General features: G+C 64.4%; 23 protein-coding genes. 12 read left to right on the top strand and 11 right to left on the bottom strand.

Annotation, left to right across the window (positions count from 1 at the left end; genetic code table 11):
* Positions 1-14: 14 nt before the first annotated feature.
* Positions 15-890 (bottom strand): AraC family transcriptional regulator, encoded by an 876-nt coding sequence (locus LCM4577_RS25730; protein ID WP_071074050.1) that lies wholly within the window; start codon positions 888-890, stop codon positions 15-17.
* Positions 891-1,103: 213 nt separating this feature from the next.
* Between LCM4577_RS25730 and LCM4577_RS25735 the strand changes: the two genes are divergently transcribed.
* The 6 genes from LCM4577_RS25735 (at position 1,104) to LCM4577_RS25760 (ending at position 10,101) form a co-directional block, all read left to right on the top strand.
* Positions 1,104-2,570 carry an alpha-glucosidase/alpha-galactosidase gene (locus tag LCM4577_RS25735; protein ID WP_071074051.1) on the top strand — a complete coding sequence of 489 codons (1,467 nt, stop codon included), beginning with the start codon at positions 1,104-1,106 and terminating at the stop codon, positions 2,568-2,570.
* A 106-nt stretch (positions 2,571-2,676) separates the two neighbouring features.
* Complete coding sequence (locus tag LCM4577_RS25740; RefSeq protein WP_071074052.1) at positions 2,677-4,758, top strand: ABC transporter substrate-binding protein; 2,082 nt, start codon at positions 2,677-2,679, stop codon at positions 4,756-4,758.
* 115 nt (positions 4,759-4,873) lie between these two features.
* A complete protein-coding gene (locus LCM4577_RS25745; RefSeq protein ID WP_071035474.1) occupies positions 4,874-5,881 on the top strand; it encodes an ABC transporter permease in 1,008 nt (335 codons plus the stop codon).
* Entirely contained in the window at positions 5,882-7,030 is a 1,149-nt protein-coding gene (locus LCM4577_RS25750; protein WP_071074053.1) for an ABC transporter permease, read from the top strand.
* 10 nt (positions 7,031-7,040) lie between these two features.
* Positions 7,041-8,711, top strand: a complete 1,671-nt coding sequence (locus tag LCM4577_RS25755) for an ABC transporter ATP-binding protein (RefSeq protein WP_071074054.1) — start codon at positions 7,041-7,043, stop codon at positions 8,709-8,711.
* Between the two features lie 19 nt (positions 8,712-8,730).
* Positions 8,731-10,101 (top strand): alpha-glucosidase/alpha-galactosidase, encoded by a 1,371-nt coding sequence (locus tag LCM4577_RS25760; RefSeq protein ID WP_071074055.1) that lies wholly within the window; start codon positions 8,731-8,733, stop codon positions 10,099-10,101.
* On the opposite strand, the gene purD is transcribed toward LCM4577_RS25760, so the two are convergent.
* Both purD and LCM4577_RS25770 read right to left on the bottom strand, forming a co-directional pair.
* Entirely contained in the window at positions 10,102-11,382 is a 1,281-nt protein-coding gene (purD, locus tag LCM4577_RS25765; protein ID WP_071074056.1) for a phosphoribosylamine--glycine ligase, read from the bottom strand.
* Between the two features lie 156 nt (positions 11,383-11,538).
* Complete coding sequence (locus LCM4577_RS25770; RefSeq protein ID WP_071035470.1) at positions 11,539-12,333, bottom strand: phytanoyl-CoA dioxygenase family protein; 795 nt, start codon at positions 12,331-12,333, stop codon at positions 11,539-11,541.
* Between the two features lie 90 nt (positions 12,334-12,423).
* Between LCM4577_RS25770 and LCM4577_RS25775 the strand changes: the two genes are divergently transcribed.
* Together LCM4577_RS25775 and ubiA are read left to right on the top strand one after the other, a co-directional pair.
* Positions 12,424-13,335: a LysR family transcriptional regulator gene (locus LCM4577_RS25775; protein ID WP_071035469.1), complete on the top strand. Its 912-nt coding sequence runs from the start codon at positions 12,424-12,426 to the stop codon at positions 13,333-13,335.
* 51 nt (positions 13,336-13,386) lie between these two features.
* Positions 13,387-14,370 carry a 4-hydroxybenzoate octaprenyltransferase gene (gene ubiA, locus LCM4577_RS25780; protein WP_071074057.1) on the top strand — a complete coding sequence of 328 codons (984 nt, stop codon included), beginning with the start codon at positions 13,387-13,389 and terminating at the stop codon, positions 14,368-14,370.
* A 181-nt stretch (positions 14,371-14,551) separates the two neighbouring features.
* On the opposite strand, the gene LCM4577_RS25785 is transcribed toward ubiA, so the two are convergent.
* The 3 genes from LCM4577_RS25785 to LCM4577_RS25795 all read right to left on the bottom strand — a co-directional run bounded on the left by LCM4577_RS25785 (position 14,552) and on the right by LCM4577_RS25795 (position 17,777).
* Positions 14,552-15,118, bottom strand: a complete 567-nt coding sequence (locus tag LCM4577_RS25785) for a DUF6101 family protein (RefSeq protein WP_071074058.1) — start codon at positions 15,116-15,118, stop codon at positions 14,552-14,554.
* Between the two features lie 185 nt (positions 15,119-15,303).
* Positions 15,304-16,737 (bottom strand): FAD-binding oxidoreductase, encoded by a 1,434-nt coding sequence (locus LCM4577_RS25790; protein ID WP_071074059.1) that lies wholly within the window; start codon positions 16,735-16,737, stop codon positions 15,304-15,306.
* A 77-nt stretch (positions 16,738-16,814) separates the two neighbouring features.
* Positions 16,815-17,777, bottom strand: coding sequence for an L-threonylcarbamoyladenylate synthase (locus LCM4577_RS25795; RefSeq protein WP_071074169.1), 963 nt, complete (start codon positions 17,775-17,777; stop codon positions 16,815-16,817).
* A 275-nt stretch (positions 17,778-18,052) separates the two neighbouring features.
* Here LCM4577_RS25795 and LCM4577_RS25800 point away from each other — a divergent pair, with 275 nt between their 5' ends.
* Entirely contained in the window at positions 18,053-18,553 is a 501-nt protein-coding gene (locus LCM4577_RS25800) for a hypothetical protein (protein WP_071074060.1), read from the top strand.
* Between the two features lie 102 nt (positions 18,554-18,655).
* Positions 18,656-19,045 carry a hypothetical protein gene (locus LCM4577_RS25805; protein ID WP_041006114.1) on the top strand — a complete coding sequence of 130 codons (390 nt, stop codon included), beginning with the start codon at positions 18,656-18,658 and terminating at the stop codon, positions 19,043-19,045.
* Between the two features lie 90 nt (positions 19,046-19,135).
* Here LCM4577_RS25805 and LCM4577_RS25810 read toward each other — a convergent pair whose 3' ends face one another.
* From LCM4577_RS25810 to LCM4577_RS25820, 3 genes are all read right to left on the bottom strand, one after another.
* On the bottom strand, positions 19,136-19,477 hold the full coding sequence (locus tag LCM4577_RS25810) for a hypothetical protein (RefSeq protein ID WP_041006098.1): 342 nt from the start codon (positions 19,475-19,477) through the stop codon (positions 19,136-19,138).
* Positions 19,478-19,700: 223 nt separating this feature from the next.
* Positions 19,701-21,998, bottom strand: a complete 2,298-nt coding sequence (glyS, locus tag LCM4577_RS25815; protein WP_071074061.1) for a glycine--tRNA ligase subunit beta — start codon at positions 21,996-21,998, stop codon at positions 19,701-19,703.
* Between the two features lie 69 nt (positions 21,999-22,067).
* Positions 22,068-22,541, bottom strand: coding sequence for an endonuclease domain-containing protein (locus tag LCM4577_RS25820; RefSeq protein WP_244508435.1), 474 nt, complete (start codon positions 22,539-22,541; stop codon positions 22,068-22,070).
* A 182-nt stretch (positions 22,542-22,723) separates the two neighbouring features.
* On the opposite strand from LCM4577_RS25820, the gene LCM4577_RS25825 reads away from it, so the two are divergent.
* Positions 22,724-22,906 carry a hypothetical protein gene (locus tag LCM4577_RS25825; RefSeq protein WP_071035464.1) on the top strand — a complete coding sequence of 61 codons (183 nt, stop codon included), beginning with the start codon at positions 22,724-22,726 and terminating at the stop codon, positions 22,904-22,906.
* Here the strand turns inward: LCM4577_RS25825 and LCM4577_RS25830 are convergent.
* Positions 22,903-23,826, bottom strand: coding sequence for a glycine--tRNA ligase subunit alpha (locus LCM4577_RS25830; protein ID WP_189341644.1), 924 nt, complete (start codon positions 23,824-23,826; stop codon positions 22,903-22,905). The genes LCM4577_RS25825 and LCM4577_RS25830 overlap by 4 nt on opposite strands.
* A gap of 192 nt (positions 23,827-24,018) precedes the next feature.
* Between LCM4577_RS25830 and LCM4577_RS25835 the strand changes: the two genes are divergently transcribed.
* Complete coding sequence (locus LCM4577_RS25835; RefSeq protein ID WP_041005046.1) at positions 24,019-24,480, top strand: GNAT family N-acetyltransferase; 462 nt, start codon at positions 24,019-24,021, stop codon at positions 24,478-24,480.
* Between the two features lie 331 nt (positions 24,481-24,811).
* Here LCM4577_RS25835 and LCM4577_RS25840 read toward each other — a convergent pair whose 3' ends face one another.
* A complete protein-coding gene (locus LCM4577_RS25840) occupies positions 24,812-26,587 on the bottom strand; it encodes a tetratricopeptide repeat protein (RefSeq protein ID WP_071074062.1) in 1,776 nt (591 codons plus the stop codon).
* Between the last annotated feature and the right edge of the window lie 139 nt (positions 26,588-26,726).

The following is a 26,726-nucleotide window of genomic DNA, read 5'->3' on the forward strand; positions in this document are numbered from 1 at the left end:
AAGCTTTGAAGCCGTCAGCGATGGCTGCCGAGGCTGGCATACATGCCGGTGGTGCGGAACTGCGTCGGGTTGATGCCGTAGCAGCGGCGAAAGACCTTGGAGAAGTAGTTCGCATCCTCGAAGCCGCAGAGTACAGCCACCTCCTTAACCGGCAGGAAATCCGCCTTGGTGAGCAGCTTCGCCGCGCGCTGCAGGCGCTGCTGCAGGACGAATTCGGCCGGYGGCAGGCCCTCGCTCTCGGCGAAGCAGCGCGAGAAATGGGCACGGCTGAGGCCGCTGATCTCGACCAGCTCCGCCACCGGCAGCGGCTTGTCGAGATTGGCGTTGATGTGGTCGATGACCGGCTGCATGGCGCTCTGCTTCTCGGCGAAGGCGTGCGAGCCGAAGACATCGTCATAAAGCGCCATGGCCGCCTCATAGGCGATGGCCGAGGCAGCGCCKGGCGAAGCCGCGCCCTTGATCAGCCGCAGGCTGCAATCGGCGAGATGGTCGATGGTCGCCGGCTGCAGCCTGAACACCGGGCCTGAGACGCTGAGGATCGACTTGTGGATGCGCAGCGCCTCCTCGCCGTTCATCGAGATCCAGAAATATTCCCAGCGGTCGCCCTTGGCGAGCCAGTAGCGATGATTGTGCGGCACCAGAACCAGCAGCGTGTCGTTCGCCTGCAGGCGATAGTTGCGGTTCTCGTAGCGCAACTGGCCGGTACCGCCGATCGTATGCTGGAGCACCGTGAACGGGGTCTGGCCGCGCCTGCGCCCGTCCCAGTCATATGTCTCGTCCTCGCGCAGCTCGTAGCCGGTGCTGGTCGGCATGGCATGCAGGCGCTGGCGGCCGCGCGGCAGCGAGATCGTGCGCATCAGCTTTCCGTTGGCGATCAGATCCCGCAGCACAAAATTACCCTCGAAAGCATAATCCTTCTCTGGCCGCGCCGGCGAATAAGCGCATAATCGGGCCCTCAAGAACGCGACAGACCCGCGGTCGAGGAGCGGGCGGGAGGAGAAAGGCCGGATTTCCGGCTTTGAGCGGTGCGTGCGCAACGGCGCGCGGCCCTGTCCTCCCTTGCTGCTCCTTGCCTAGCATTCGAACGGATCGAGGTGAAGGTGATGAGCTTCAAAATCGCTATTATCGGCGCCGGCAGCGTCGGCTTCACCAAAAAGCTGTTCACCGACATCCTGTGCGTGCCGGAATTCAAGGACATCGAATTCGCGCTGACCGATGTCAGCGAGCACAATCTTTCGATGATCAAGGCGATCCTCGACCGGATCGTCGAAGCCAACAAATTGCCAACCAGAGTGACGGCGACCACGAACCGCCGCGAGGCGCTGGAGGGCGCGCGCTACATCATCAGCTGCGTGCGCGTCGGCGGGCTCGAAGCCTATGCCGACGACATCCGCATTCCGCTGAAATATGGCATCGACCAGTGCGTCGGCGACACGATCTGCGCCGGCGGCATCCTCTACGGCCAGCGCAACATCCCGGTGATCCTCGACTTCTGCCGGGATATCCGCGAGGTCGCCGACACCAACGCCAAGTTCCTCAACTATGCCAACCCGATGGCGATGAACACATGGGCGGCGATCGAGTACGGCAAGGTGGACACGGTCGGGCTCTGCCATGGCGTGCAGCATGGCGCCGAGCAGATTGCCGAGGTGCTCGGCGCGAAATCGCCCAAGGAACTCGACTATGTCTGTTCCGGCATCAACCACCAGACCTGGTTCATCGAGCTCAGGCTGAACGGGCGGCCGATCGGCAAGGACGAGCTCGTCGCCGCCTTCGAGGCGCATCCCGTCTATTCGAAGCAGGAAAAGCTCAGGATCGACGTGCTGAAGCGTTTTGGGGTCTACTCGACCGAAAGCAACGGGCATCTTTCCGAGTACCTGCCCTGGTACCGCAAGCGCCCCGACGAGATCACGCGCTGGATCGACATGTCCGACTGGATCCATGGCGAGACCGGCGGCTATCTGCGCTACTCGACCGAGACCCGCAACTGGTTCGAGACCGAATATCCGCAATTCCTCGAAGCGGCGTCGAAGCCGATCGACCTGGCAAGACGCTCCAACGAGCATGCCARCCACATCCTCGAGGCGCTGGAGACCAACCGCGTCTATCGCGGCCATTTCAACGTCAAGAATAACGGCGTGATCACCAACCTGCCGCAGGACGCGATCATCGAATCGCCCGGCTTCGTCGACCGTTTCGGCATCAACATGGCCGCCGGCATCACGCTGCCCGAAGCCTGCGCCGCAACCTGCATGGCCTCGATCAACGTGCAGCGCATGTCGGTGCATGCGGCGATCGCCGGCGACATCGATCTCTTGAAGCTCGCCGTGCTGCACGACCCGCTCGTCGGCGCCGTGTCGACGCCGGAGGAGGTCTGGCAGATGGTGGACGAGATGGTGGTCGCTGAAGCCGCATGGCTGCCGCAATATGCGCACGCCGTACCGGCGGCAAAGGAGCGGCTTTCGAAATCCAAGGTCAAGACCCGCGAATGGGCGGGCGCGGCGCGGCGCAACGTGCGCTCGATCGAGGAATTGCGCGCCGAAAAGGCGGCGCTGAAACAGGCCGGCTGAAAGCGCCGGCAAGCAGGCGGACGCGCAGCAGGCGCGCCCGCCGGATCAGCCGTCCAGAAACAAGAGGCGGGCAGCAGCAGGCGTCCAAAACAACTGGGAGGAGACGATGAGGATTTTACGCAGAATTGGCTTTACCGCCGGACTGGCGATGAGCGTTGCCGTTCCGGCACACGTCTTCGCATCCGAGCCGACGATCCCGCCCGAGCCGGCGACGTTTCCGGCCGAAGGCAAGATCCACTATGTGCCGCGCGACTCCATCCTGGAATTCAAGGCGCTGCCCGAATATCACGAGCCGGACTGGGTGACGGAGAAATACGTCAAGACCGGCAAGCTGCCGCCGGTCAAGGACAGGCTGCCGAAGGAACCGCTGGTCTTCAAGACCGGCAACATGCCGGACGGCATCGGCGTCTATGGCGACACGATGCGCCATGTCATCGGCGGCAGGCCGGAAGGCTGGAACTACGGCGCCGGCCAGACGCAAGGCTGGGGCGGCATCGATATCGGCCTCTCCGAATGCCTGACGCGCACCGCGCCGCTGTTCCAGGTCGAGGCCAAGGACACCGAGCCGCTGCCCAACCTCGCCAAGAGCTGGGACTGGTCGAGCGACGGCCACAAGCTGACCATGCATCTGATCGAAGGCGCCAAATGGTCGGACGGCGCGCCCTTCAACGCCGACGACGTGATGTTCTACTGGGACGACGAGGTCGTCGATCCGAACGTCTCGCCGCTCAACGGAGCCACGCCGGAAACCTTCGGCGTCGGCACGACGCTGAAGAAGATCGACGACTACACCGTCGAGTGGACGTTCAAGGACGCCTTCCCGCGGCAGTACCTCTACGCGATGGCCTACGGCACCTTCTGTCCCGGTCCGTCGCACATCCTGAAGCCGCAGCATCCGAAATATTCGAAGAACACCTACGACCAGTTCAAGAACGCCTTCCCGCCCGAATATATGAACATGCCGGTGATGGGCGCCTGGGTGCCGGTGGAGTACCGGCCGGACGACATCATCGTCATGCGCCGCAACCCCTATTATTGGAAGGTCGACGAGAAGGGCAACCAGCTGCCCTACCTCAATGAGCTGCAATACAAGCTCTCGACCTGGGCCGACCGCGACGTCCAGGCGGTGGCGGGCTCGGGCGACTTCTCCAACCTCGAGCAGCCGGAAAACTTCGTCGCCTCGCTGAAGCGCGCGGCCGATAAGAACGCGCCTGCACGCCTTGCCTTCGGCCCACGCCTGATCGGCTACAATCTGCGCATGAATTTTTCCGCCAATGGCTGGGGCAACCCGGACGAGCGCGGCCAGGCTATCCGCGAACTGAACCGCAACGAGGACTTCCGCAAGGCCGTCACCATGGCGCTCGACCGCAAGGCGTTGGGCGACTCGCTGGTCAAGGGCCCGTTCACCGCGATCTATCCGGGCGGCTTCTCGTCAGGCACGAGCTTCTATGACCGCAAGTCGACCGTCTATTACCCGTTCGACCTCGAAGGCGCCAAGGCCCTGCTCGCCAAGGCCGGCCTCAAGGATACGGACGGCGACGGCATCGTGAACTTCCCGGCCGGCACGGCCGGCGGCAAGGATGTCGAGATCGTGATGCTGGTCAACAACGACTACACGACCGACAAGAGCCTCGCCGAAGGCGTGGTCGCGCAGATGGAGAAGCTCGGCCTCAGGGTCGTGCTCAACGGGCTCAACGGCACGCAGCGCGATGCCACGCAATATTCCGGCCGCTTCGACTGGCTGATCCGGCGAAACGAAACCGAGCTCACATCCGTCGTTCAAAACACCGAGCAGTTGGCGCCGGTCGGGCCGAAGACCAGTTGGAACCACCGCGCGCCGGAAAGCGGCCAGGTCGACCTGATGCCCTTCGAGAAGGACCTCGTCGACATCGTCAACAAGTTCGCGTCCACGCAGGACAACGACCAGCGCGCCGAGCTGATGCGGAACTTCCAGAAGATCTCGACCGAGCACGTCTACAATGTCGGCCTGACGGAATATCCGGGCGCGCTGATCATCAACAAGCGCTTCTCCAACATCCCGCAGGGCACGCCGATCTACATGTTCAACTGGGCCGAGGATTCGATCATCCGCGAGCGCGTGTTCGTCAAGGCGGACAAGCAGGCAAAATATGAGTTGTTCCCCGAGGAGCTTCCCGGCAAACCGGGAAGCAAGGGGCCGATGGATTAAGTCTTACCTCCCCTGACCGAGAGACGTCCGGCCGCGCCGCGGCGTGGCCGGACGAAGCGAAATCTCCGAACGCCCCCGAGGGGAGCGGCGGGCAGACAAGAAGGCGGACGATCCGATGCTGCGATTCCTGCTCATGCGCATCGCCTCGGCGATTCCGGTTTTCGCAATCTTAAGCCTCGTCACCTTCGCCATCATCCAGGCTCCGCCCGGCGACTATGCCGACTACATCAAATCGCAGCTCATCAACCAGGGCGGGGCCTCCTATGCGCAGGCGGAGGCGCAGGCACAGGCCTATCGCGTCGAGCATGGCCTCGATAAGCCGCTGGCCGTCCAGTATCTCAACTGGATCGGCGGCATCGTCACGCGCGGCGATTTCGGCTACAGCCTCTATTACAACAAGCCGGTGGCCGATGTGGTGGGCGAACGCCTGCCCCGCACTCTGTTGCTTGCTCTGGTCTGCCACCTGCTCGCCTCGGTGCTCGGCATCAGCTTCGGCATATGGGCGGCGACAAGGCAATATTCCTGGATCGACTCGACACTTTCAGCGATCTCGTTCCTCGGCATGACGGTGCCGCGCTTCCTGATGGCGCTGATCATCGTCTATCTCCTGGTCTTCCAGTTCAACGTGTCGGAGATCGGCTCGTTCTTCTCGCCGCAATATGGTGGCGCGCCATGGTCGTGGGCGAAGTTCGTCGACCTGGTCAAGCACGTCTGGCCGGTTGTGGCGATCGCGACCTTCGGCGGGCTCGCCTACAACATGCGCGTCATGCGCGGCAATCTGCTCGACACGCTCAACGCCCAATATGTCGAGACGGCCAAGGCCAAGGGATTGACCGGCGGCGCCGTCGTCGTGCGCCACGCCGTGCCCAACGCGCTGCACCCGCTGGTGATGTATCAGGGCGTGGTGCTGCCCTATATGCTGACCGGCGAGATCGAGACGGCGATCATCTTCGCGCTGCCCACCGTCGGTCCGGCGATCGTCGGCTCCATGGCGGTGGGCGACGTCTACGTGACCGCCACCTTCATGATGGTGCTGTCGGCGACGCTGATCGTCGGCAACATCATCGCCGACATGCTGCTTGTCCTGCTCGATCCCCGCATCCGCCAATTCGGGGAGCGCTAGATGCTGGCGCGCGACCCCTTCCCGACGCCCCTTACGCCCTTGCCGGCCGAAGGCGTGACCGTAGCCGAAGCCGCGCACGGCAATGAGAGCTATATCGCGCTTGTCTGGCGCCGGCTGAGACGCTCCTGGACCGGCATGGCCGGGCTCTTCCTGGTCGTGCTCCTGCTTGTCATGGCGGTGTTTGCCGAATTCCTGGCGCCGATGGACCCGAAGGCGACCGACGTCGCCTTCGCGCCGCCGCAAGTGCCCGTTTTCCACGACAAGGACGGCAATTTCGTCGCGCGGCCCAGGGTCTATGCGCTGGCCGACTCGGCCGATCTCGATCCGGTCACCTTTCAGCCGATCGTCGGCCCCGACTACGACCATCCGCGGCTGCTCGGCTTCTTCGTGGAGGGCGCGCCTTACAGGCTGTTCGGGCTGATCCCGGCGGACCGGCATTTCTTTGCCTCGATGGACGGCCAGCCGGTGCATTTCCTCGGCACCGACAAGTTCGGCCGCGACGTGCTGTCGCGCGCCATCCACGGCTCGCGCGTGTCGCTGATGATCGCGCTGACGGTGGTCTTCATCATCACCGTGATCGGCACCAGCGTCGGCATGGTCTCCGGTTATTTCGGCGGCAGGTTCGATGTCTGGGTGCAGCGCTTCGTCGAGCTTGTGCTCGCCTTCCCACAGCTGCCGCTCTATCTGGCGCTGACGACGCTGATCCCGGTCACCGCGCCGACCAACGTCTTCCTCGCCTTCGTCATCATCGTCATGTCGGCGCTGGGCTGGGCGCAGATGTCGCGCGAGGTACGAGGCAAGACGCTGGCGCTGGCGCGGATCGACTATGTGCGCGCCGCCATGGCGGTCGGCGCCACCGACCGGCGCATCATCATGCAGCACATCTTCCCCAATGTGATGAGCCACGTGATCGTCGCCGTGACGTTGGCGATCCCGACCGTGGTGCTTCTGGAATCCTTCCTCGGCTTCCTCGGCTTCGCGGTGAAGCCGCCGCTGATCTCGTGGGGTCTGATGCTGCAGGACACCGCGACCTATTCGGTCATCGGCACCTATCCCTGGATCCTGTCGCCGGTCGGCTTCGTGCTGATCACCGTGTTTGCCTTCAACGCGCTGGGCGACGGCCTGCGCGATGCCGTCGATCCTTATTGAGGTGGCCGGGATGACGACGATCGCGCTTGCAGACAATTTCGCACCGGCCGTCCGGCTCGACCACGCCGCGCGCCATGAACAGCCTATCATCGACGCCCGCAACATCGAGGTCGCCTTCAAGGTCGAGCATGGCACCGTCGAAGCGGTCAAGGACGTCTCGTTCCAGCTCTATCGCGGCGAGACGATCGCGATCGTCGGCGAATCCGGCTCCGGCAAGTCGGTGACGGCGCGCACTGTCATGGGGCTGTTGACGCGGCGCGCGACCGTGTCGCCGCGGTCGAGCGTCGACTATCTCGGGCAGAACATCCTGAAATTCCCCGAGGCCGCCCGGCGCAAGCTGCGCGGCAACCGCATCTCGATGATCTTCCAGGAGCCGATGAGCTCGCTCAACCCGATCTACACGGTCGGCGGCCAGATCGTCGAAGCGATCCGTGTGCACCGGAAAGTGAGCCGCAAGGAGGCCTGGGCGCGGGCGCTCGAGCTCCTCAAGCATGTCCAGATCCCCGAGCCGGAAGCGCGGCTCAAGCAATATCCACACCAGCTCTCGGGCGGCCAGCGGCAGCGCGTGATGATCGCCATGGCCTTGGCCAACGACCCCGACGTGCTGATCGCCGACGAGCCGACCACGGCGCTCGACGTCACGGTGCAGGCGCAGATCCTGAACCTGATCCGCAATCTTCAGAAAGAGCTGAAGATGGCGGTGATCCTGATCACCCACGACCTCACCGTGGTGCGCAAATTCTCCGACTATGTCTATGTCATGCAGCATGGCGAGATGCGCGAGCACAACGTTACCGAGCAACTGTTCGCCAATCCGCAACATCCCTACACGCAGCGGCTGCTCGCTTCCGAACCGCACGGGCGGCCGCAGCCGCTGCCGGAGGGCAGCGGCACGATCCTCGAGGCGAACGGCGTGCGCGTCTGCTTCATGCTGCGCCATGGCACGTTCCTGAAGCCGGACTGGCGCGAGCTGGTCGCGGTCGATGACCTCGACCTGAAGCTTTGCCGCCACGAGACGCTGGGGCTGGTCGGCGAATCCGGCTCCGGCAAGACCACGTTCGGCCAGGCGCTGCTCAGGCTGCAGGACGCCAAGCGCGGCGAAATAAGCTTCGACGGCCAGCCGATCGACAAGCTCACGCGCGCCGAGATGCGGCCGCTGCGCTCACGCATGCAGATCGTCTTCCAGGACCCGTTCTCCTCGCTCAACCCGCGCATGACGATCGGCCAGATCATCGAGGAAGGGCTGGTCGTCAACAGGCTGGGCGCGAACCGGCGCGAACGGGTCGAGCGGGTACGCGAAGCGCTGGTCAGCGCCGGCATGCCCGGCAACATCCTGTCGCGCTTCCCGCATGAATTCTCGGGCGGCCAGCGGCAGCGCATCGCGATCGCGCGGGCGATTGCGCTGGAGCCGGAATTCATCCTGCTCGACGAGCCGACATCGGCGCTCGACCTTTCCGTCCAGGCGCAGATCATCGACCTGCTGCGCAAGCTGCAGGACGAGCGGGGCCTCAGCTATCTCTTCATCTCGCACGACCTCAAGGTGGTGCGGGCGCTGTGCCACCGCGTCATCGTCATGCAGCACGGCAAGATCGTCGAGCAGGGACCCGTCGACGAGGTCCTTTCCAATCCCAAGACCGCCTACACCGAACGGCTCGTCAGGGCCGCTTTCGACGTGGCCTAGAAGTGCCGGAGGTTTTACAGTGGCAAGAAATCCCAGGATCGCGTTCATCGGCGCCGGTTCGACGGTGTTCATGAAGAACATCGTCGGCGACGTGCTGYAGCGGCCGGCGTTGTCGGGCGCGACCATCGCGCTGATGGACATCAACCCGCAGCGGCTGGAAGAGAGCGCCATCGTCGTCAACAAGCTGATCGCGACGCTGGGCGTCAAGGCGAAAGCCGAGACCTATTCGGATCAGCGCAAGGCGCTGAAAGGCGCGGACTTCGTCGTCGTCGCCTTCCAGATCGGCGGCTACGAGCCATGCACCGTCACCGACTTCGAGGTGCCGAAGAAATACGGCCTGCGCCAGACCATCGCCGACACGCTCGGTGTCGGCGGCATCATGCGGGGCCTGAGGACCGTGCCGCATCTGTGGAAGATCTGCGAGGACATGCTCGCCGTCTGCCCGGAGGCGATCATGCTGCAATATGTCAACCCGATGGCGATCAACACCTGGGCGATCGCCGAGAAATACCCCACGATCAAGCAGGTTGGGCTCTGCCACTCGGTGCAGGGCACGGCGATGGAACTGGCGCACGACCTCGACCTTCCCTACGAAGAAATCCGCTACCGCTCGGCCGGCATCAACCATATGGCCTTTTACCTGAAGTTCGAGCATCGCCAGGCGGACGGCTCCTATCGCGACCTCTATCCCGATCTCGTGCGCGCCTATCGCGAGGGCCGCGCGCCGAAACCCGGCTGGAATCCGCGCTGCCCGAACAAGGTGCGCTATGAGATGCTGACGCGGCTCGGCTATTTCGTCACCGAAAGCTCGGAGCATTTCGCCGAATACACGCCCTATTTCATCAAGGACGGACGCGGCGACCTGATCGAGAAATACGGCATTCCGCTCGACGAATATCCGAAACGCTGCATCGAGCAGATCGAGCGCTGGAAGGGCCAGGCGGAAGCCTATCGCTCGGCCGACAGGATCGAGGTCGAGCACTCGAAGGAATATGCCTCCTCGATCATGAATTCGGTGTGGACCGGCGAGCCGTCGGTGATCTACGGCAATGTCCGCAACAATGGCTGCATCACCTCGCTGCCTGCCGATTGCGCGGCGGAAGTGCCGTGCCTTGTCGATGCCTCCGGCATCCAGCCGACCTATATAGGCGACCTGCCGCCACAGCTGACGGCGCTGATCCGCACCAACATCAATGTGCAGGAACTGACGGTCCGGGCGCTCACGACCGAGAATCGCGAGCACATCTACCACGCCGCGATGATGGATCCGCACACCGCGGCCGAGCTCGACCTCGACCAGATCTGGTCGCTGGTCGACGACCTGCTTGCAGCGCATGGCGATTGGCTGCCGGCCTGGGCGCGCAAGGGCGGCAGGAGCAAGGCCGCCTGATCAGTTTCCAGCTTTCTCGCGCTCGACGGCGCGCCAGCCGATGTCGTGGCGGTAAAAGCCCTGCGGCCAATCGATATGATCGATCGCCGCGTATGCTTTTTGCTGCGTCTCGCCGACGGTCTTGCCGAGCGCGGTGACGTTGACGACGCGGCCGCCATTGGCGACCAGCGCACCGCCATTGATGGCGGTGCCGGCATGGAAGACCTGGGCGCCCTCGCCTTCCGCCTCGTCGAGACCGCGGATGACCGAGCCCTTTTCCGGCGTGCCCGGATAGCCCCGCGCCGCCATCACCACGGTCAACGCCGTCTCGTCGCTCCAGCGGATGGACATATGCGCGAGCTGGCCATCGACGGCGGCGTTAAGCAGAACGAGCAGGTCGTCCTTCAGCCGCATCATCAGCACCTGGCACTCGGGATCGCCGAAGCGGGTGTTGTATTCGATGAGCTTCGGCCCTTGGTCGGTGATCATCAGACCGGCGAAGAGGATACCGGCGAAGGGCGCGCCGAGTTTGGCCATGCCGCGCATGGTCGGCTCGATGATCTCGCGCATGGTGCGCTCGGTCATCTCCGGCGTCATCACCGGCGCCGGCGAATAGGCGCCCATGCCGCCTGTGTTCGGCCCGGTATCGCCGTCGCCGACGCGCTTATGGTCCTGCGCGGTGCCGAAGGGCAGCGCGGTGGCGCCGTCGCACAGGCAAAAGAAGCTCGCCTCCTCGCCGGTCAGATACTCCTCGACGACGACCTCGGCGCCGGCGGCGCCGAAGGCACCGTCGAAACAGGCTTCCAGCGCGGCGTTCGCCTCATCGAGCGTCATCGCGATGGTGACGCCCTTGCCGGCCGCGAGCCCGTCGGCCTTGATGACGATCGGCGCGCCGGTCTTTTCGACATAGGCTTTCGCCGAGGCAAGGTCGCCGAAACGGCCATAGGCGGCGGTCGGGATGTTGAATTTGGCGCAAAGATCCTTGGTGAAGCCCTTCGACCCCTCGAGCCTGGCCGCCGCCTTGGACGGGCCGAAGACACGGATGCCCCAGGCGCGCAGATCATCGGCGATGCCGGCGACCAGCGGGCCTTCCGGGCCGACCACGACCAGGTCGATCTTCTTTTCCTGGCAGAAGGACGCGACGGCGGAATGGTCGGCGACGTCGAGCTTGACCAGTTCGGCGACACGGCCGATGCCCGGATTGCCGGGCGAGGCGTAGAGCTTCGTCAGCAGCGGCGAAGCGGACATCTTCCAGGCGAGCGCATGTTCGCGGCCACCCGAGCCGAGAAGAAGAACGTTCATGGCCACCTCTTGCTGATCGTCTCCCCGAACCCGCTATTGGTCCGCGGGCGGCGGGTCAAGGCGTCTTGGCATTTTGGCGGCAATTGCGCACGGGAACATGGGCCTCATCAAGATGTGATAGGCAAGTCACGCGTCCTGACCGGGCGGGAAAACGACTCAGCTCTGATAGATAACGGGGAACCAGTCCTCGCGCAGTTTCTGGCCAGGCTTCATGTCGTGGCCGGGATAGGGCGGCGAGGTGCGGCCGGGGCGTTCGACATAATGCGCGTCGTCGCCGACCCAGCGCAGCGACAGCGCCCGGCGCCGTGCCGCGGTCAGGTTGCCGCGCGCGCCGTGGGCGGTGCGGAAATCGAACAGGATGGCGTCTCCCGGCTCCATCTCCCATTCGAGCACCTTCATCGACGGGTCGTTGTCGGGATCGGGCACCGGCAAATAGTCGCCCTCGTCGGCGTAAAAGTTGGCGTCGTTCAGCCAGCGCACCGGCAGGACCATCTTTTCCCATTTGTGGGAGCCGGCGATCAGCCTCAGCGTCGCCTCCTTCACCGGATCGATCGGGATCCAGAAGCTCACCGTCTGGCTACCGTCGACGAAGTAATAGGGAATGTCCTGATGCCAGGGCGTCGGCTTCTGCGTGCCGGGCTCCTTCACTAGGACGTGGTCGTGAAAGAATTGGGCGCTGCGCGATTGCATGACCGCCGCCGCAAGCTCGGCGGCCGGCGATTCCCTGACGATCCTGACGAATTCCGGGATGCGTTCCCAGTTGCAGTAATCGTCGAAGAAGCTGCCCTTGCCGCCGGCGATGTCGGAGGCCGTGGCGCTGCGGTTCTGCATATTGCGCTCGATGCCGGCGGCGATCACGTCGACCCAGTCCTTGAAGGCGCCGCGGATGCAGACCGCGCCGTCGCGCTGGTAATCGGCAATCGTCTCGGCATCGATCTTTGGGCTGGCCATGGCGCGTTCTCCTTGCATTTGGCAAGCGACTATCGCAAGCGTCGGACATCGTAAAATAATAACTTGTCATGTAATTTATAGTTTTGACCTATGAGACTGACCCTCACCCAGTTGCGCTATGTCGTCGCCGTGGCCCGCTATGGCAGCGTGACCGCGGCGGCCCAGGCGCTGAACGTGTCGCAGCCGTCGATCTCGGTGGCGATCGACAATGTCGAGGACGCGCTTGGCCAGAAACTGTTCGTGCGCCAGCGCGGAAGCGGCGTTGCGCTGACGTCCTTCGGCCGCAAGGCCGTCGCCAAGGCAAGGCAGGTGCTGGGCGAGGCGGACGAGCTGGCGGCGCTCGGTACGCGCGAGGCGGATATCGGCGGCGAGCTGGTGCTCGGCTGCTTCGAGGACCTGGCGCCCTATTTCGCGCCGGCGCTGATGCGCACCTTCGCCGAGCGCTGCCCCGCCGTCACGGTCGTCATCGGCGACGAGACCTTCGAGACGCTGGGGCGGCGGCTCGCCGACAGCGCCGTCGATCTCGGCCTCACCTACGATCTCGGCCTTCCAGGCCATTTCAAGCGCATCCTGCTGCACGAGTTGCGGCCGCATGCGCTTCTGGCGGCCGGCCATGAGCTTGCGGACAAGCATGCCGTCAGCCTGGCCGAGCTCGCCCAGCATCCGCTGATCACCACCGACCAGCCGCACAGCTGGCAGCACATGCTGGACCTCTTCCTCAGCCGCGGCCTGTCRCCGATCGCGCGGACGGCGACGAGCTCGTTCGAATTGCAGCGCTCCATGGTCGCCAACGGCTTCGGCGTCGCGGTCAGCTATACGAGGCCCTATGGCGACCGCAGCTATGACGGACTGCCGCTGGTCTGCAAACCGCTCTCCGACGCGCTGCCGATGCAGCGCATCATCCTGACCCATGACACCCGCCAGCGCCTGTCGAAGGCGGCCGCGGCCTTCATCGACGTCGCCAGGGCATGGTTTGCCGGTCACGATGTTTTCACCGCGTAAGCGACACCGCGGCCGCTTGACGGCGTCACTTGCGACTGTCACTTCAACGTGATGGAAACCGTCCAGTCGAAAGCGATCCAGGGCCGCGTCGCCGACGCGCCGAGCGGCCATTGGGTCTACCGGGTGTTGCCGCGCTGGCTGTGGCCTTATGCGCAGCTGGCGCGCTGGGACCGGCCGATCGGCTGGCAATTGCTGTTGTGGCCCTGCTGGTGGTCGGCGGCACTTGCCGCCGGCGCCTATCCGCGCCCGACCGACCCGCTGCTGACGTTGCTGCCGGCGCCCTGGTATCTGCTTTTGTTCTTCATCGGCGCCGTCGCCATGCGCGGCGCCGGCTGCACCTATAACGACCTTGCCGATGAGGACATCGACAACCAGGTCGAGCGCACCCGCTCGCGGCCGCTGCCCGCCGGCAAGGTGACGCGCCGCCAAGCCTGGGCGTTCGTCATCATCCAGGCGCTCATCGGTCTTGCCGTGCTGTTGCAGTTCAACAGCTTCGCCATTCCGCTCGGCATCGCCTCGCTCGCGATCGTCGCGGTCTATCCCTTCATGAAGCGCATCACCAACTGGCCGCAATTCGTGCTTGGGCTCGCCTTCTCCTGGGGCGCGCTGATGGGCTGGGCGGTCGAGTTCGGCGACATCGATGACCCGGCGATCATGCTCTATATCGGCTCGATCCTGTGGGTGATCGGCTACGACACGATCTACGCGCATCAGGACAAGGAAGACGATGCCATCGTCGGCGTGCGCTCGACGGCGCGGCTGTTCGGCGACAACACCAAGATGTGGCTCACCGGGCTCTATGGCGGCGCGCTGATCTGCTTCGCCATCGCCTTCGCTTCGGCGCAGGCGCCCGTGGTGTCGCTGGCCGGGCTGATCGCCGCCGGCGCGCATATGGCGCGCCAGATCATCCGGCTCGACATCAACAATCCGGACCAGTGCCTGAAACTGTTCAAGTCGAACAACCAGGTCGGCTGGCTGATCTTCCTCGGCCTGATCGGCGGGTCGGTGTGGATTTGGCTGAAGCCGCTGGTGTAGTTCTCCCTTCTCCCCGTTCTACGGGGAGAAGGTGGCGGCAGCCGGATGAGGGGCGGCGCCAGCCTTGAGGCAATTTGCAGCGGCAAAATGTCGTCGGTTTGTGAGGTGGCCAAACACCCAGGCCGGTGCTGCCCCTCATCGCCCTGCCGGCACTTCTCCCCGTAGAACGGGGAGAAGAAACCTACTCCCTTGCGATAATCTCCTGGCCGTCGATAACCAGCCGCAAGCCCAGATTGCCGGCCTTGCGGCGGGCGAGGAAGCGCGGGCGGCGCGTGGTGGAGACGCGGCCCTTGCGGCGCTCCTGCGGCGGCAGCGCCTTGATGGCGGCGCCGAGCGATTCTTCCAGCGTGCGGGCGATGCCGTCGGCCTCGATCAGCAGCATCGGCAGGCGATAGGCGTCGGCCCAGGCGCGCCAGTCGGCGGCGACGTCGTCGAGGTCGTCGGCGACCAGAAGCGGCACCGACAGCATCGGATCATTGTGCAGGAGTTCCAGCGTCACCGTGACGTTGCCGTCCGGATCCTCCATGGCGCGGGCGGCGACGCCGCGGAACGCATTGGGGGGCAGCGCGATGATCGCCGGCACGCCGCTCATCTCCAGCACCCGGCGGATGACCGCGCCGCGCTGGTCGATGGTGAAGGTCACATCGCCATAATCGTCGCGCGTGGCATAGCTCACCATCTGCGGCAGGCGAAACGGGTCGAGACGCATGTTGCGACCGGCCCAGACTGGCTTCAGTCCAGTGTTCATCGATGTCTTCCCTGTTAGTCCTGAGGGCCGTTTTTCCGGTTCTCTCAGGGCCGGTTTTTCCGGCCTCGTTATGGGAAGAAATATTAGCGCTCGCTTCTTACCGGCGCGCTTAAGAAAGTCGGTTAAATTTTGCTGATCTCGGGGATGGTTATCGGAATGCGACCGGCCACCAGATGTGGTGAGGATCAGATAACCTTACCGGGATTCATGACGCCGGCCGGGTCGAAGGCCGTCTTCACGCGGCGCATCAGGTCGATCGCCATCGGCGGCGCCGTGGCGATCAGTTCGTCGCGCTTCAGCTGGCCGATGCCGTGCTCGGCCGAGATCGAGCCGTGGAAAGAGCGCACGACATCGTGCACGGCCTTGTTCATGGGGTGGTAGAGGTCGAGGAACGCCTCGTCCTGCCAGTCCACCGGGCGCGAGATGTTGTAGTGGAGATTGCCGTCCCCCATGTGGCCGAAACAGACGACGCGGGCGCCGGGGCAGACGCCTTCCACCGCGCCAGCCGCCTTTTCGATGAACTCGGGGATCGAGGCGATCGGCACCGAGATGTCGTGCTTGATCGAGGCGCCTTCCGGCTTCTGGCATTCGGGCAGCGTCTCGCGGAAATTCCAGAAGGCGTCGCCCTGGGCAAGGCTTGCCGACACCACCGCGTCGCCGACGATGCCTTGCTCGAGGCCAGCCGAAAGAACCTCCTCGATCAGTGCCTTGCCGTCCTCCTCGGAACGGCCTGAGGAGACCTGCATCAGCACATACCACGGCCAGTCGTCGGCCAGCGGCCGCGTGATGCCTTGCCCATGCTTGAGCGTGAAGTCGTAAGGCCTCTTGGCGATCAGCTCGAAAGCGGTAAGCGAGGCGCCGGCCCTGTCCATCGCCAGGGTGAACAGCGACAGCGCGTCCTTGGGGGACGACGGCAGGCCGGCAAAGGCGACCTCCCTGCCCTTCGGCTTCGGGAACAGTTTCAGCACCGCGGCAGTGATGATGCCGAGCGTGCCCTCGGCGCCGACGAACAGGTTCTTGAGGTCGTAGCCGGTGTTGTCCTTCTTCAGCTTACGCAAATCGTCGAACACCTCGCCGGTCGGCAGCACCACCTCGACACCCAGGCAGAGCTCGCGCGCATTGCCATAGGCAAGCACACCGGTGCCGCCGGCATTGGAGGAAAGATTGCCACCGATCTGGCAGGAGCCTTGGGCGGCGAGCGACAGCGGAAACAGCCGGCCGGCGGCGTCGGCCGCTTCCTGCAGCGTCTGCAGGATGACGCCGGCCTCGGCGGTCACCGTGTTCGACAAGACATCGATCTCGCGGATGCGGTTCAGCCGCGACAGCGACAGCACGATGTCGCGACCGGATTTGTCCGGCACCTGGGCGCCGACAAGCCCGGTGTTGCCGCTCTGCGGCACGATCGGCGTGCCGGTCTCGGTCGCAAGCCGCATGATGCGGCTCACCTCCTCGACGCTGCCGGGGCGCAACACCAGCGATGTCCGGCCGTGCCAGAGGCCGCGCCGCTCGGTGATGTAAGGCGCGATGTCGGCCTGGTCGCGCAACGCATATTTGTCGCCGACGATCGCGACGAAGCGGTCGATGACGGCGGGATCGAGGTCGAAGGGCTGATCATTCATGGGTCAGAACCTAGAGCAATTCCAGGAAAAGTGCGAAGCGGTTCCGCCCGGAATTGCATCAAAACAAAGAGATAGGCTCAAGCGGTCTTGTCACGGGGGGCGGCGGCGCGGGCAAGCCGGTCGTTGATCGCCTCGCCCAGGCCCTCGAACGGGATCGGCTCGACGGCGATGGTCGCGGCGCCGACACGGTCGAGCGCCTGCATGGCGGCAAAGAGGTTGCTGGCTGCTTCGCGCAAGTCGCCTGTCTCGGAGAGGTTGCGCAATGCAACGGCCCGTTCCCAGCCCTCGGCGCGATTGCGGCCGAAGGCAAGCAACGCCTCGCCTTCGGCAACGTCCCCGACATTGAGCCGCATCGCGGCGCCCGGCGCGTAATGCGAGGCGAGCATGCCCGGCGCCTCGATGCCGGAAGCGCCGCGCGACAATTTCGCGCCGGCCACCGCTTCGATCTCCTCGGCGCCGATGCCGCCGGGCCGCAACAGCCGCAATTTGCCGTTCTCGACCTTGAGAATAGTCGATTCCAGGCCGACCGGCGTCGCGCCGCCATCGACGACCAGCCTGATCCTGTCGCCGAGATCGGCGGCGACCGCCCCTGCCGTCGTGCCGCTGATCCTGCCTGAGGAATTGGCGCTGGGGGCGGCGAGCGGCCTGCCGAGCCGCGCGATCAGCTCGCCGCCGAAGCCGCGCGGCATGCGCAGCGCGATCGTGTCCAGCCCCGCTGTGACCAGCGGATGGATGCCGCTGTCGGCGCGCTGCGGCAGCACCAGCGTCAGCGGGCCGGGCCAGAAGGCTTCGGCCAATCTTGCCGAGAGCGGATCGAAGCCGGCGATACGGTCCGCCATCGCGCGATTTGCGACATGGGCGATCAGCGGGTTGAAGCGCGGCCGGCCCTTGGCCTCGAAAATGCGCGCCACGGCGACGCCGTTGGTGGCATCGCCCGCCAAGCCGTAAACCGTCTCGGTCGGGATGGCGACGACATCGCCGTCTTCGAGCAGCGCCAATGCCCGCTTCATAGCCTCGCCGGCCGCCAGTATCTCAGCCAAATCCGCCACCAGTCCTGAACATGCCGGTCCCGTAATACGGCGGCCTTCATCGGGCAAGGGCAGGCATTGGCGATTTATCAATCCCTAAAATGTTAAGTTTCCACGCAAGCCGGCTTCAATCTGCCGGTCCTAAACAGATATTCGTGGGGTACCCCACGAATATCTGTTTAGGTTCCCTGGGTTTCGCAGGTTCTGATCGCAAAACCGTGGGACACTTTTGCGGAACCTGCTTAGGGCGCGGGTTCGATGCGGTTGCGGGCTTGGGAGCTGTTGTGATGCGTTTGCTTGGATCGTTCGGTATCAGCCTTCTGGCGATGAGCGGCGCGGCGCATGCCTCGTCTATCGTCGTGGTCGGGCCCTCGACCTCGACGCCTTCGGTCATCAGGCTGAATGCGATCGAGCCGGCCAAGCTGTCCTCGGCCTCGACGCCGTCGATGATAGCGCTGGGCGATCCTATGCCCGCCGTGACCGACGAAAAGGTCGCGGCGATCCCCGAGAAGTTCAGGCACCAGCAGGCCCCGATGATCATTCGCGGCGGCATTGTCGGCGGCGCTTTCGCGACGCCCGCGGCGACCGCGGCAGYCAAGCCCACGGCACCGGCAACCGCGGCCGCCCCGGCAAACGGCACTTCGCCGGCAACGCCCGCGAACGGCACGGCGTCTGCTTCGAACGGCAACGGCAAAACCGGCGACAAACCGGCCGCGACGGCCAACGCGCAGCCACAGGCGCAGCCGTCAAATGGCCAGCCCCTGCCGCGCGTCGGCAAGGCGATGTAGATCACACTGGATACCGCCTCTATGTGCTAGGCGCTTAACTCTGTCCGATTCCCGTCACCGGGGTCGGGCACGATGGTGCTGGCGTTTCAAAAGGGGGATTTCATGACTGTTTCGAAAGCAATGGCCGTTGCCGCACTGGTGGCGGCGACGACACTGGGCGCGAGTGTGGCGCGGGCCGACGACATGCTCGGCTCTTACGTCGCGCGGATCTCGGACCGCGATCACCGCGCCAGCGACGGCTATCCGCTGAGCAGCGCGGCGCAAATGGTGCGGCAGGACCGCGCCAACTGGCACAAGTTCCACCGGCGTGACGGCGACGACCAGGGCGATCCCTGGTTCCGCCGCGACGGCTCGCGCGCCGGCCTGCAGCGCATGCTGGAACGCGGCGGCGCCATGAGCAGCGCCACCAGGCGCGCCATCGTCAATGGCGAGCCGTTGATCGAGGTCGACGTCTATCCGGACAGCGTGCGGGTCAGCATCATAGAAGATTGACGGGGTCAATCTTCCTGGAAGATTGACGAGCCTGACGAAAAGGGCGACGCGTTACGCGTCGCCCTTCATGCTTCAGACCCAGGAGACAGCTCAGGCCGCTTCTTCCTTGTCGTCATCGTCGGACTCATCGGCGTCGTCTTCATCGTCGTCGCCATCTTCATCCTCGTCGTCGGACTCATCGTCGCCCGAGGCTTTGGCTTCTTCGTCGGCGTCATCGTCTTCGTCGTCATCTTCCTCCTCGTCGTCCGACTCATCGTCGGCCGAGGCCGTGGCTTCCTCGTCATCGCCTTCTTCCTCGTCGTCTTCGGAAGGATCGGCGGATTCGACCGCTGCAGCGGCGGCATGGTCGAGGAGGTTTTCGGAAGCGGCTTCGATGGCCTCGGCGGCGGCGGGGGTCTCTTCAATCAAGTGGATATCGTCAACGGAATTCATGGCATGCCTCCGTGGTTTGGGGAACGTTTTTTGTCTGATGCATGTCGTTGTCCCAGAACCGCGGTACACTTCCGGGCGACATGCATTGGTTCTCCCATGCGGAGGTCATCGTCATATGACTGTAAGCCGGCTCCGGCGCATTAAATTTCGGGCGCCGAATTGTTCAAGCCTGCCCGCATCCTAGCGGATGCAGGCAGTGCCGAACCTGCGATTTTTCGAGCTATCAGCCGACGATTTTTGAAAAATCCGCGACCTGATCGGTGGCGGTCCGGATGCGGGCGAGCAGCGCCAGACGGTTGGCGCGCACGGCCTGGTCCTCATCATTGACGAGAACGCCTTCAAAAAATGAATCAACCGGTTCGCGCAACACGCTAAGCGCCAGCATGGCGGCGGAAAAATCTTCGTTTTGAATCGCTTGGCCGGCTTCCTTCTCGGCCTGATTCACTGCGGCATTGAGCTTCYTTTCCGCTTCCTCGCGGAACAGCGCCGGCTGAACAGTCTCGGCGACGAGGGTTTTCTTCTTCTCCTCGGCCGCCAGGATGTTGGCGGCGCGCTTGGTGCCGGCGAGCAGGTTCTTGCCCTCCTCGGTGTCGAGCAAGGAGCCCAGCGCCTCGACGCGTCGGACGATCTGCAGCAGGTCGTCGTTAGGCGATTGGCCGATCTCCCCCCTTGTGGGGGAGATGCCCGGCAGGGCAGAGGGGGGCGCGACAGAGCGCGGGGCCGGCGGGACAGCGCCCCCCTCTGTCGGCTTCGCCGACATCTCCCCCACAAGGGGGGAGATTGGGCGCGAGCCCGCTGACAGCACGGCATCGATCAAGTCATGCCGTGCACCGCTTTCACGCAGATAGACTTTCAGGCGGTCGTGGAAGAAGGCAAGGAGGTCGGACGACTGATCCGCGCCGCCTTTGAAGTTTGCAAAAGCCTTGGCGAAAACAGACGTCAGCGACAGACGAATGCGGTTCTCGATGAGGATCCTGACCACGCCAAGCGCGGCACGCCGCAGAGCGAACGGGTCCTTCGAGCCGGTGGGCTTTTCATCGATCGCCCAGAAGCCCGTCAGCGTGTCGAGCTTGTCGGCGAGCGCGACGRCAACCGAGACCGGATCGGTCGGCACACGGTCGGATGGGCCCTGCGGCTTGTAGTGTTCCTCGGCGGCTGCGGCCACCGATGCATGCTCGCCTTGCAGCAGCGCGTATTTGCGGCCCATGGCGCCTTGTAGCTCAGGGAACTCGCCGACCACTTCGGTCTGCAGATCGGCCTTGGCGAGCACTGCCGCGCGGGCGACGAGCGCGGGATCGGCGCCAACGACCGGCGCCAGTTCTTCCGCCAGCCGCTTGATGCGCTCGACGCGCGCGCCCTGCGTGCCCAGCTTGGCGTGGAAGGTCACGTTGAGATGGTCGAGGCGCGCCATGCGCTGGTCGAGCGGCTTCTTCAGATCCAGGTCGAACTTCGCCGCCGATTCCCGAAGCTGGTCGAGGTCGGGCAAATCGCCCTGGTCGGTCTTCCAGAAATAGAGCGCATCGGACAGGCGCGCGCGCACCACCTTGCCGTTGCCGTAGGCGATCTCCTTGCCGCCATCGTTCGCCTCGATGTTGGCGACGAGGATGAAGCGGTTCGAGAGGTCCTCGCCCGCGCCCTGCGGCCGGGTGACGAAACACTTCTGGTTGGCGCGGATGGTCAGCCGGATGACCTCGCCCGGAATGGTGAGGAAATCCTGCTCGAACTCGCCCATCAGCACGACCGGCCATTCAACCAGGCCGGAGACTTCCTCCAGCAGGCCTTCATCCTCGACCAGGTCGAGGCCGTTGGCGAAGGCGATGTTGCGAGCGTCGTGAAGAATGATTTCCTTGCGCCGGTCGGCGTCGAGCACGACCTTGGCCGCTTCGAGCTTCGCGACATAGTCGTCGAAGCGGCGCACGGTGATGGCACCCGGCGCGTGGAAGCGATGGCCATAGGTGACGTTGCCGGCGCGGATGCCGTCGATCTCGAAATCGACCACCACCGGCTCCTCGGTCTCAGGGCCGAAGGTGCAGACGATCGACTGCAGCGGGCGCACCCAGCGCAGCGAGCCAGGCTTGGCCGAGGCCGGCCCCCAGCGCATCGACTTCGGCCACGGGAAGCTCTTGATGATGCCCGGCACCAGCTCGGCGATGATCTCTTCGGCGGCCCGGCCCGGCTTCGAGATATGGGCGACATAGAAGTCGCCCTTCCTCGGGTCGGAATGGACATGCGCCTCGGCGATCGACGAAAGCCCGGCCTTGCGCAGGAAACCCTGCACCGCCTGCTCGGGCGCCGTGGTCGAGGGACCCTTGATCTCCTCGCGGATGTCCTTGGAGCGCGGCGTCAAGCCCCTTATGTCGAGCGCCAAGCGCCGCGGCGTCCAGTATTCGCGCGCCGCTTCATAGGTCAGACCCGCCTCGACCAGACCGTCGGTCAGCATCTTCCTGAGGTCGCCGGCAGCCTTGCGCTGCATGCGGGCGGGGATTTCCTCGGAGCGAAGTTCCAAGAGCAGGTCAGGCATAGTTAAGCTCCCCACCCTCCCCTTGATGGGGAGGGTCGGCGCGTAGCGCCGGGGCGGGGTGGCGGCCTCTCAGCTGCCAATACCTTCGGCACCATCGCGCAAATGCAGGTGTAATTTGCGTTCTTCCACCGCCGCATAAATTGTATCGAGCACGGAATCTAGTTCGTTTTTTATCTCATGGTTCCAGAAACGGACGACGCGATAGCCCTGGCTTTCAAACCATCGTGTTCGAACTTCATCATGGCGCAGCTGATCATCGGCACTGTGGTGGGAGCCATCCACCTCGATAATCAATTTCAGTCGATGCGAGATGAAATCTGGATAGTAGACACCGACTGACGCCTGTCGTCGGAAATGCGTCCCTTCGACCGGGATGCGCCACAGGTGCCGCCATAGCAGCCGTTCTTCATCCGTCATCGAGGCGCGGAGCCTTCGCGCGGACTGCAACTTGAAACGGTCAAGTTTTGGCATAGGGAAGCGCCAGTCACCCCCACCCGCCGCTTCGCGGCGACCTCCCCCATCAAGGGGGAGGTAGAAGCGCATAGCAACTCGGCCGGCCGCTGTCACCCCGCTAACGGATCGCCCCTTCAAGCGATTTGACGGAATTTTTCAGCCCGCTGTCGGGACGCGGCGAAGCCGGTCGTCCTTGGAGCAGACCATCCCATGAACCGAACGCTGCGCTGAAGCGACAAACGCTCAGGCAGAGACCTATTGGCTGAACGACGATGAAGACGGCATCGAGAACCCTGCAGATCCTGGCGCTCAGCGCCTGCTTCGCCGCCCAGGCGCATGGCACGATCACGATGCCGGGGGTCAGGCAGGCCATGCGCACGATCGACGGCGCAACGGCGCAGATCGTGTTGCCGGCCGGCGCCGCCACCGAGGTCGTAAAGGCTGTGTCGGCTTAAGCCGCCGCCAGCCCGCCCGCCCGCGTCTTCAGGAACGCCTCGCCGCAGGCCTTGGCCAGATTGCGCACGCGCAGGATGTAGCTTTGCCGCTCGGTGACCGAGATCACGCCGCGCGCGTCGAGCAGGTTGAAGACGTGGCTTGCCTTGATGCACTGGTCGTAGGCCGGGAAGACCATGCGGTGCATCGGCAGATTGTCGCTCGGTTTCGGCGTGCCAGCATCGAGCAGCGCCTTGCACTCGGCCTCGGCGTCCTCGAAGTGCCTCAGCAGCATCGCGGTGTTGGCGAATTCGAAATTGTGGCGCGAATATTCCTGCTCGGCCTGCAGGAAGACGTCGCCGTAGGTGACCTTCTCGGCGCCCTCTCGGCCGTTGAAGTTCAGGTCATAGACATTGTCGACGCCCTGCACATACATGGCGAGCCGCTCCAGCCCGTAAGTCAGTTCGCCGGCCACCGGCGCGCATTCGATGCCGCAGACCTGCTGGAAGTAGGTGAATTGCGAGACTTCCATGCCGTCGCACCAGCACTCCCAGCCAAGCCCCCAGGCGCCCAGCGTCGGGCTCTCCCAGTCGTCCTCGACGAAGCGGATATCATGCAGCAGCGGATCGACGCCGATCGCCTCGAGCGAGCCGAGATAGAGCTCCTGCAGGTTCGGCGGATTGGGCTTCAGGATCACCTGATACTGATAATAATGCTGCAGGCGGTTCGGGTTCTCGCCGTAGCGGCCGTCCTTCGGGCGGCGCGACGGCTGCACGTAAGCGGCGTTCCAGCGCAAGGGGCCCAGCGCGCGCAAGGTGGTCGCCGGATGGAAGGTGCCGGCGCCGACCTCCATGTCGTAGGGCTGCAGGATGAGGCAGCCATAGTCCGCCCAGTAATTGTGCAAGGTCAGAATCAGCCCCTGGAAGGAGCGGCTGGGATGCATATGGGCGGGGATGTCGATGGTCACGGCGGCCTCGGAAAGCGCAGGATGACGCTTCCCTAGTTGCCGGGCCGGCAAGCGTCAAGGCAGCGCCACACATCCGAGGAGGTTGAACGCTTTGCGCTCGGCTGGCCCATTGCCGGCGAACGGCGGTGATCCTTTGCTCCGTCGAGTTCTAATAGCGAAGGTTCCGTCATGCCCGGTCCACTCACCGTCCGACCCGTCACGAGGCAGGATTACGAGCAATGGCTGCCGCTATGGGAGGGCTACAACGCGTTTTACGGGCGCTCCGGCCCGACGGCGCTGGCCGGCGAAATCACGCAGATGACATGGTCGCGTTTCTTCGATGCCTACGAGCCGATGCATGCGCTGGTGGCCGAGCGAGGAGGCAATCTGCTCGGCCTCGTCCACTATCTCTACCACCGCTCGACGACGTCGATCGCGCCGAACTGCTATTTGCAGGATCTCTTCACCACGCAAGCCGCGCGCGGCCAGGGCGTCGGCCGGGCGCTGATCGAGGGCGTCTATGAGCGCGCCAGGCAAGCAGGCGCCAACCGCGTCTATTGGCTGACGCATGAGACGAACCACACGGCGATGCAGCTCTACGACAAGGTCGGCGAGAAGCCCGGGTTCGTCGTTTATCGCAAGATGTTTTAGGGCACCGGAGCTTTGACCGGTCGGCCCTGTTTGGGTTGGCAGGCGCCATGCCTTGGAGATTAGCCGAAACGCCCATCGCGATCGTCATTCCAGGGCGGAGCAGCCGCGAAGCGGCGTCGCGGAGACCCTGGAATCCATGCCGTTACCTTCGCCAAGGCGTGCAACGGCTCAGGATTCTGCACCGTGGCGACGCTTCCAAGTCACGGCATGGATCCTCGGGTCTGCGCGCGTCGCTTCGCTCCTTGCTCCGCCCGTGGATGACGATCGCGACGCCAAGCCGAAACGAAAACGGGGCTCGATGAGCCCCGTCGTCCTGAACGCTAGCGAAGGATCAGCCTTTCGGCGCGGGCGCCGGCACCGGCTTCACCTTGGGGGTTTCCTGCGCGGTGTTGGACTCGATCGGCGGCAGGCCCTTGAGCAGCTTCTGCTGCAAGGTGGCGAGCACGTCCGGATCCGGCTTCAGGTCGCGTGCCTGCGTCCACTGATAGGTGGCCTCGAGCTTGCGGCCGACGCGCCAGTAGGCATCGCCGAGATGGTCGTTGAGGACCGGATCCTCCGGCTTCAGCGAAACGGCGCGCTCCATCTCGCGCACGGCGTCGTCGAAGCGGCCGAGGCGGTAATAGGCCCAGCCCAGTGAATCGACGATGTAGCCGTCGTTCGGCCGCAGATCGACGGCCTTCTGGATCATTGCCAGGCCTTCCTTGAGGTTCATGTTCATGTCGACCCAGGAATAGCCGAGATAGTTCATGACCTGCGGCTGGTCGGGCTGCAGCTCCAGCGCCTTGCGGAAATTCGGTTCCGCCTTCGGCCATTCCTTCAGCCGCTCATAGGCGATTCCGCGCTGGTAGAAGATGTTCCAATTGGCGGCGGTCGGGTTCTTCAACTGTTCGACGGCCTTGTCGTAGAGATTGGCGGCCGAGCGGAAATCTTCCTTCGAGCCATAGACGCCGCCAAGCGCCAGATAAGCGCGCATGTCGTCCGGATGCTTGTCGAGATAGGCCTTGAGATGGGCGATCGCCTCGTCATGCTTGTCGAGATCGGCGAGGTTCAGGCCGAGCTGCAGGTCGGAAAGCTCCTTCAGCGGCGAGGACGCCGGAATGCGGCGATAAAGCGCGATGGCGCCCTCGCCGTCCTTGAGCTGCTCGGCGACGGCGGCAAGCTGCACCAGGGCCGCATCGCTGTCCGGCTTCAGCGCCAGCGCGTATTGCAGGTAAAGCCGTACGAAAGGCTCGCCGCCGCCGCGGTTGAGCGCGGTGGCAAGGTCGAGCAGAATTTCGGACGCGCCGTCGGCCGGGCTGGCCACCAACGGCTCGATCTTGTCGCCCTTGGCGATGCGGTCGCGCAGCGTGGTGATCTCGAGTTTGCCGGGGGCGAAGGCTTCGGCCTGGTTCAACACCGCCAGCGCCTTCGACTCGTCGCCCTTGCGGGCTAGGAAGGAGGCGTACGCCTGGGCATTGCGCATCCAGGTTTCGGGCGAGGAGCCGCCGGCCGTGGTGTCGGCGAGCGTGGCGGCGTAGATCGCATCGGCCTTGTCGTTCAGGCCGGCGGCATCGGCGATCAGCGCGCGGTGGAACGATTTGAACAGGCCGAACCAGTCCGGACCCTTGAGCTTGTCGATGGAATCCATGGCCTCGGACGCGTTGYCGGCGCCTTCCTTGGCCCAGCCATCCATGACGCCGGACACCAGCCGGTCTAGATCGGATTCGAGCGACAGCTTCAGCCAGTACTGCGCCTTGGCGTAGTCCTTCTTGTGGAAGGAATCGATGGCCAGCGCCAGACGCGAGAAGCGCTCGACATCCGGCACTTCCTTCAGCTTGTCAGCATAGACCAGCGATTCCTCGAAGCGGCCCTGCGCGACGAGAGCCAGCATCAGGCTCTGCTGCAGTTCCTTGTCGTCCGGCGCAAAGGCCAGCGCCTGCTTGTAATAGGCGATCGCGTCGTCGAGGTCGTTGTCGCTTTCGGCGATATGGGCCGCAAGATAGGCGCCCGAGAAAGACGTGATCTGCAGCGGTTGGGCATCTTCCTTGGCCTGGACCGGCAGCACCCAAAGCGCCACACCGGCCAAAAATGCCAGCCTCGTCAGCCAGCGCGCACGTCCTTGCCGCATCGTATCCCTTTCAGCCAGACGCGATCCCGCCCTTGGCGGACCGCCCACAGACTCGATCTTTTCCGGTCAAAGCATGGCCTTTTTGGGGTCGAGCTTCAATCGCCGAGCGAATCACAATGCAATCATCCGGCTTAAAAAA

It is taken from the genome of Mesorhizobium sp. LCM 4577, assembly GCF_001854795.2.
GTDB lineage: Bacteria > Pseudomonadota > Alphaproteobacteria > Rhizobiales > Rhizobiaceae > Mesorhizobium > Mesorhizobium plurifarium.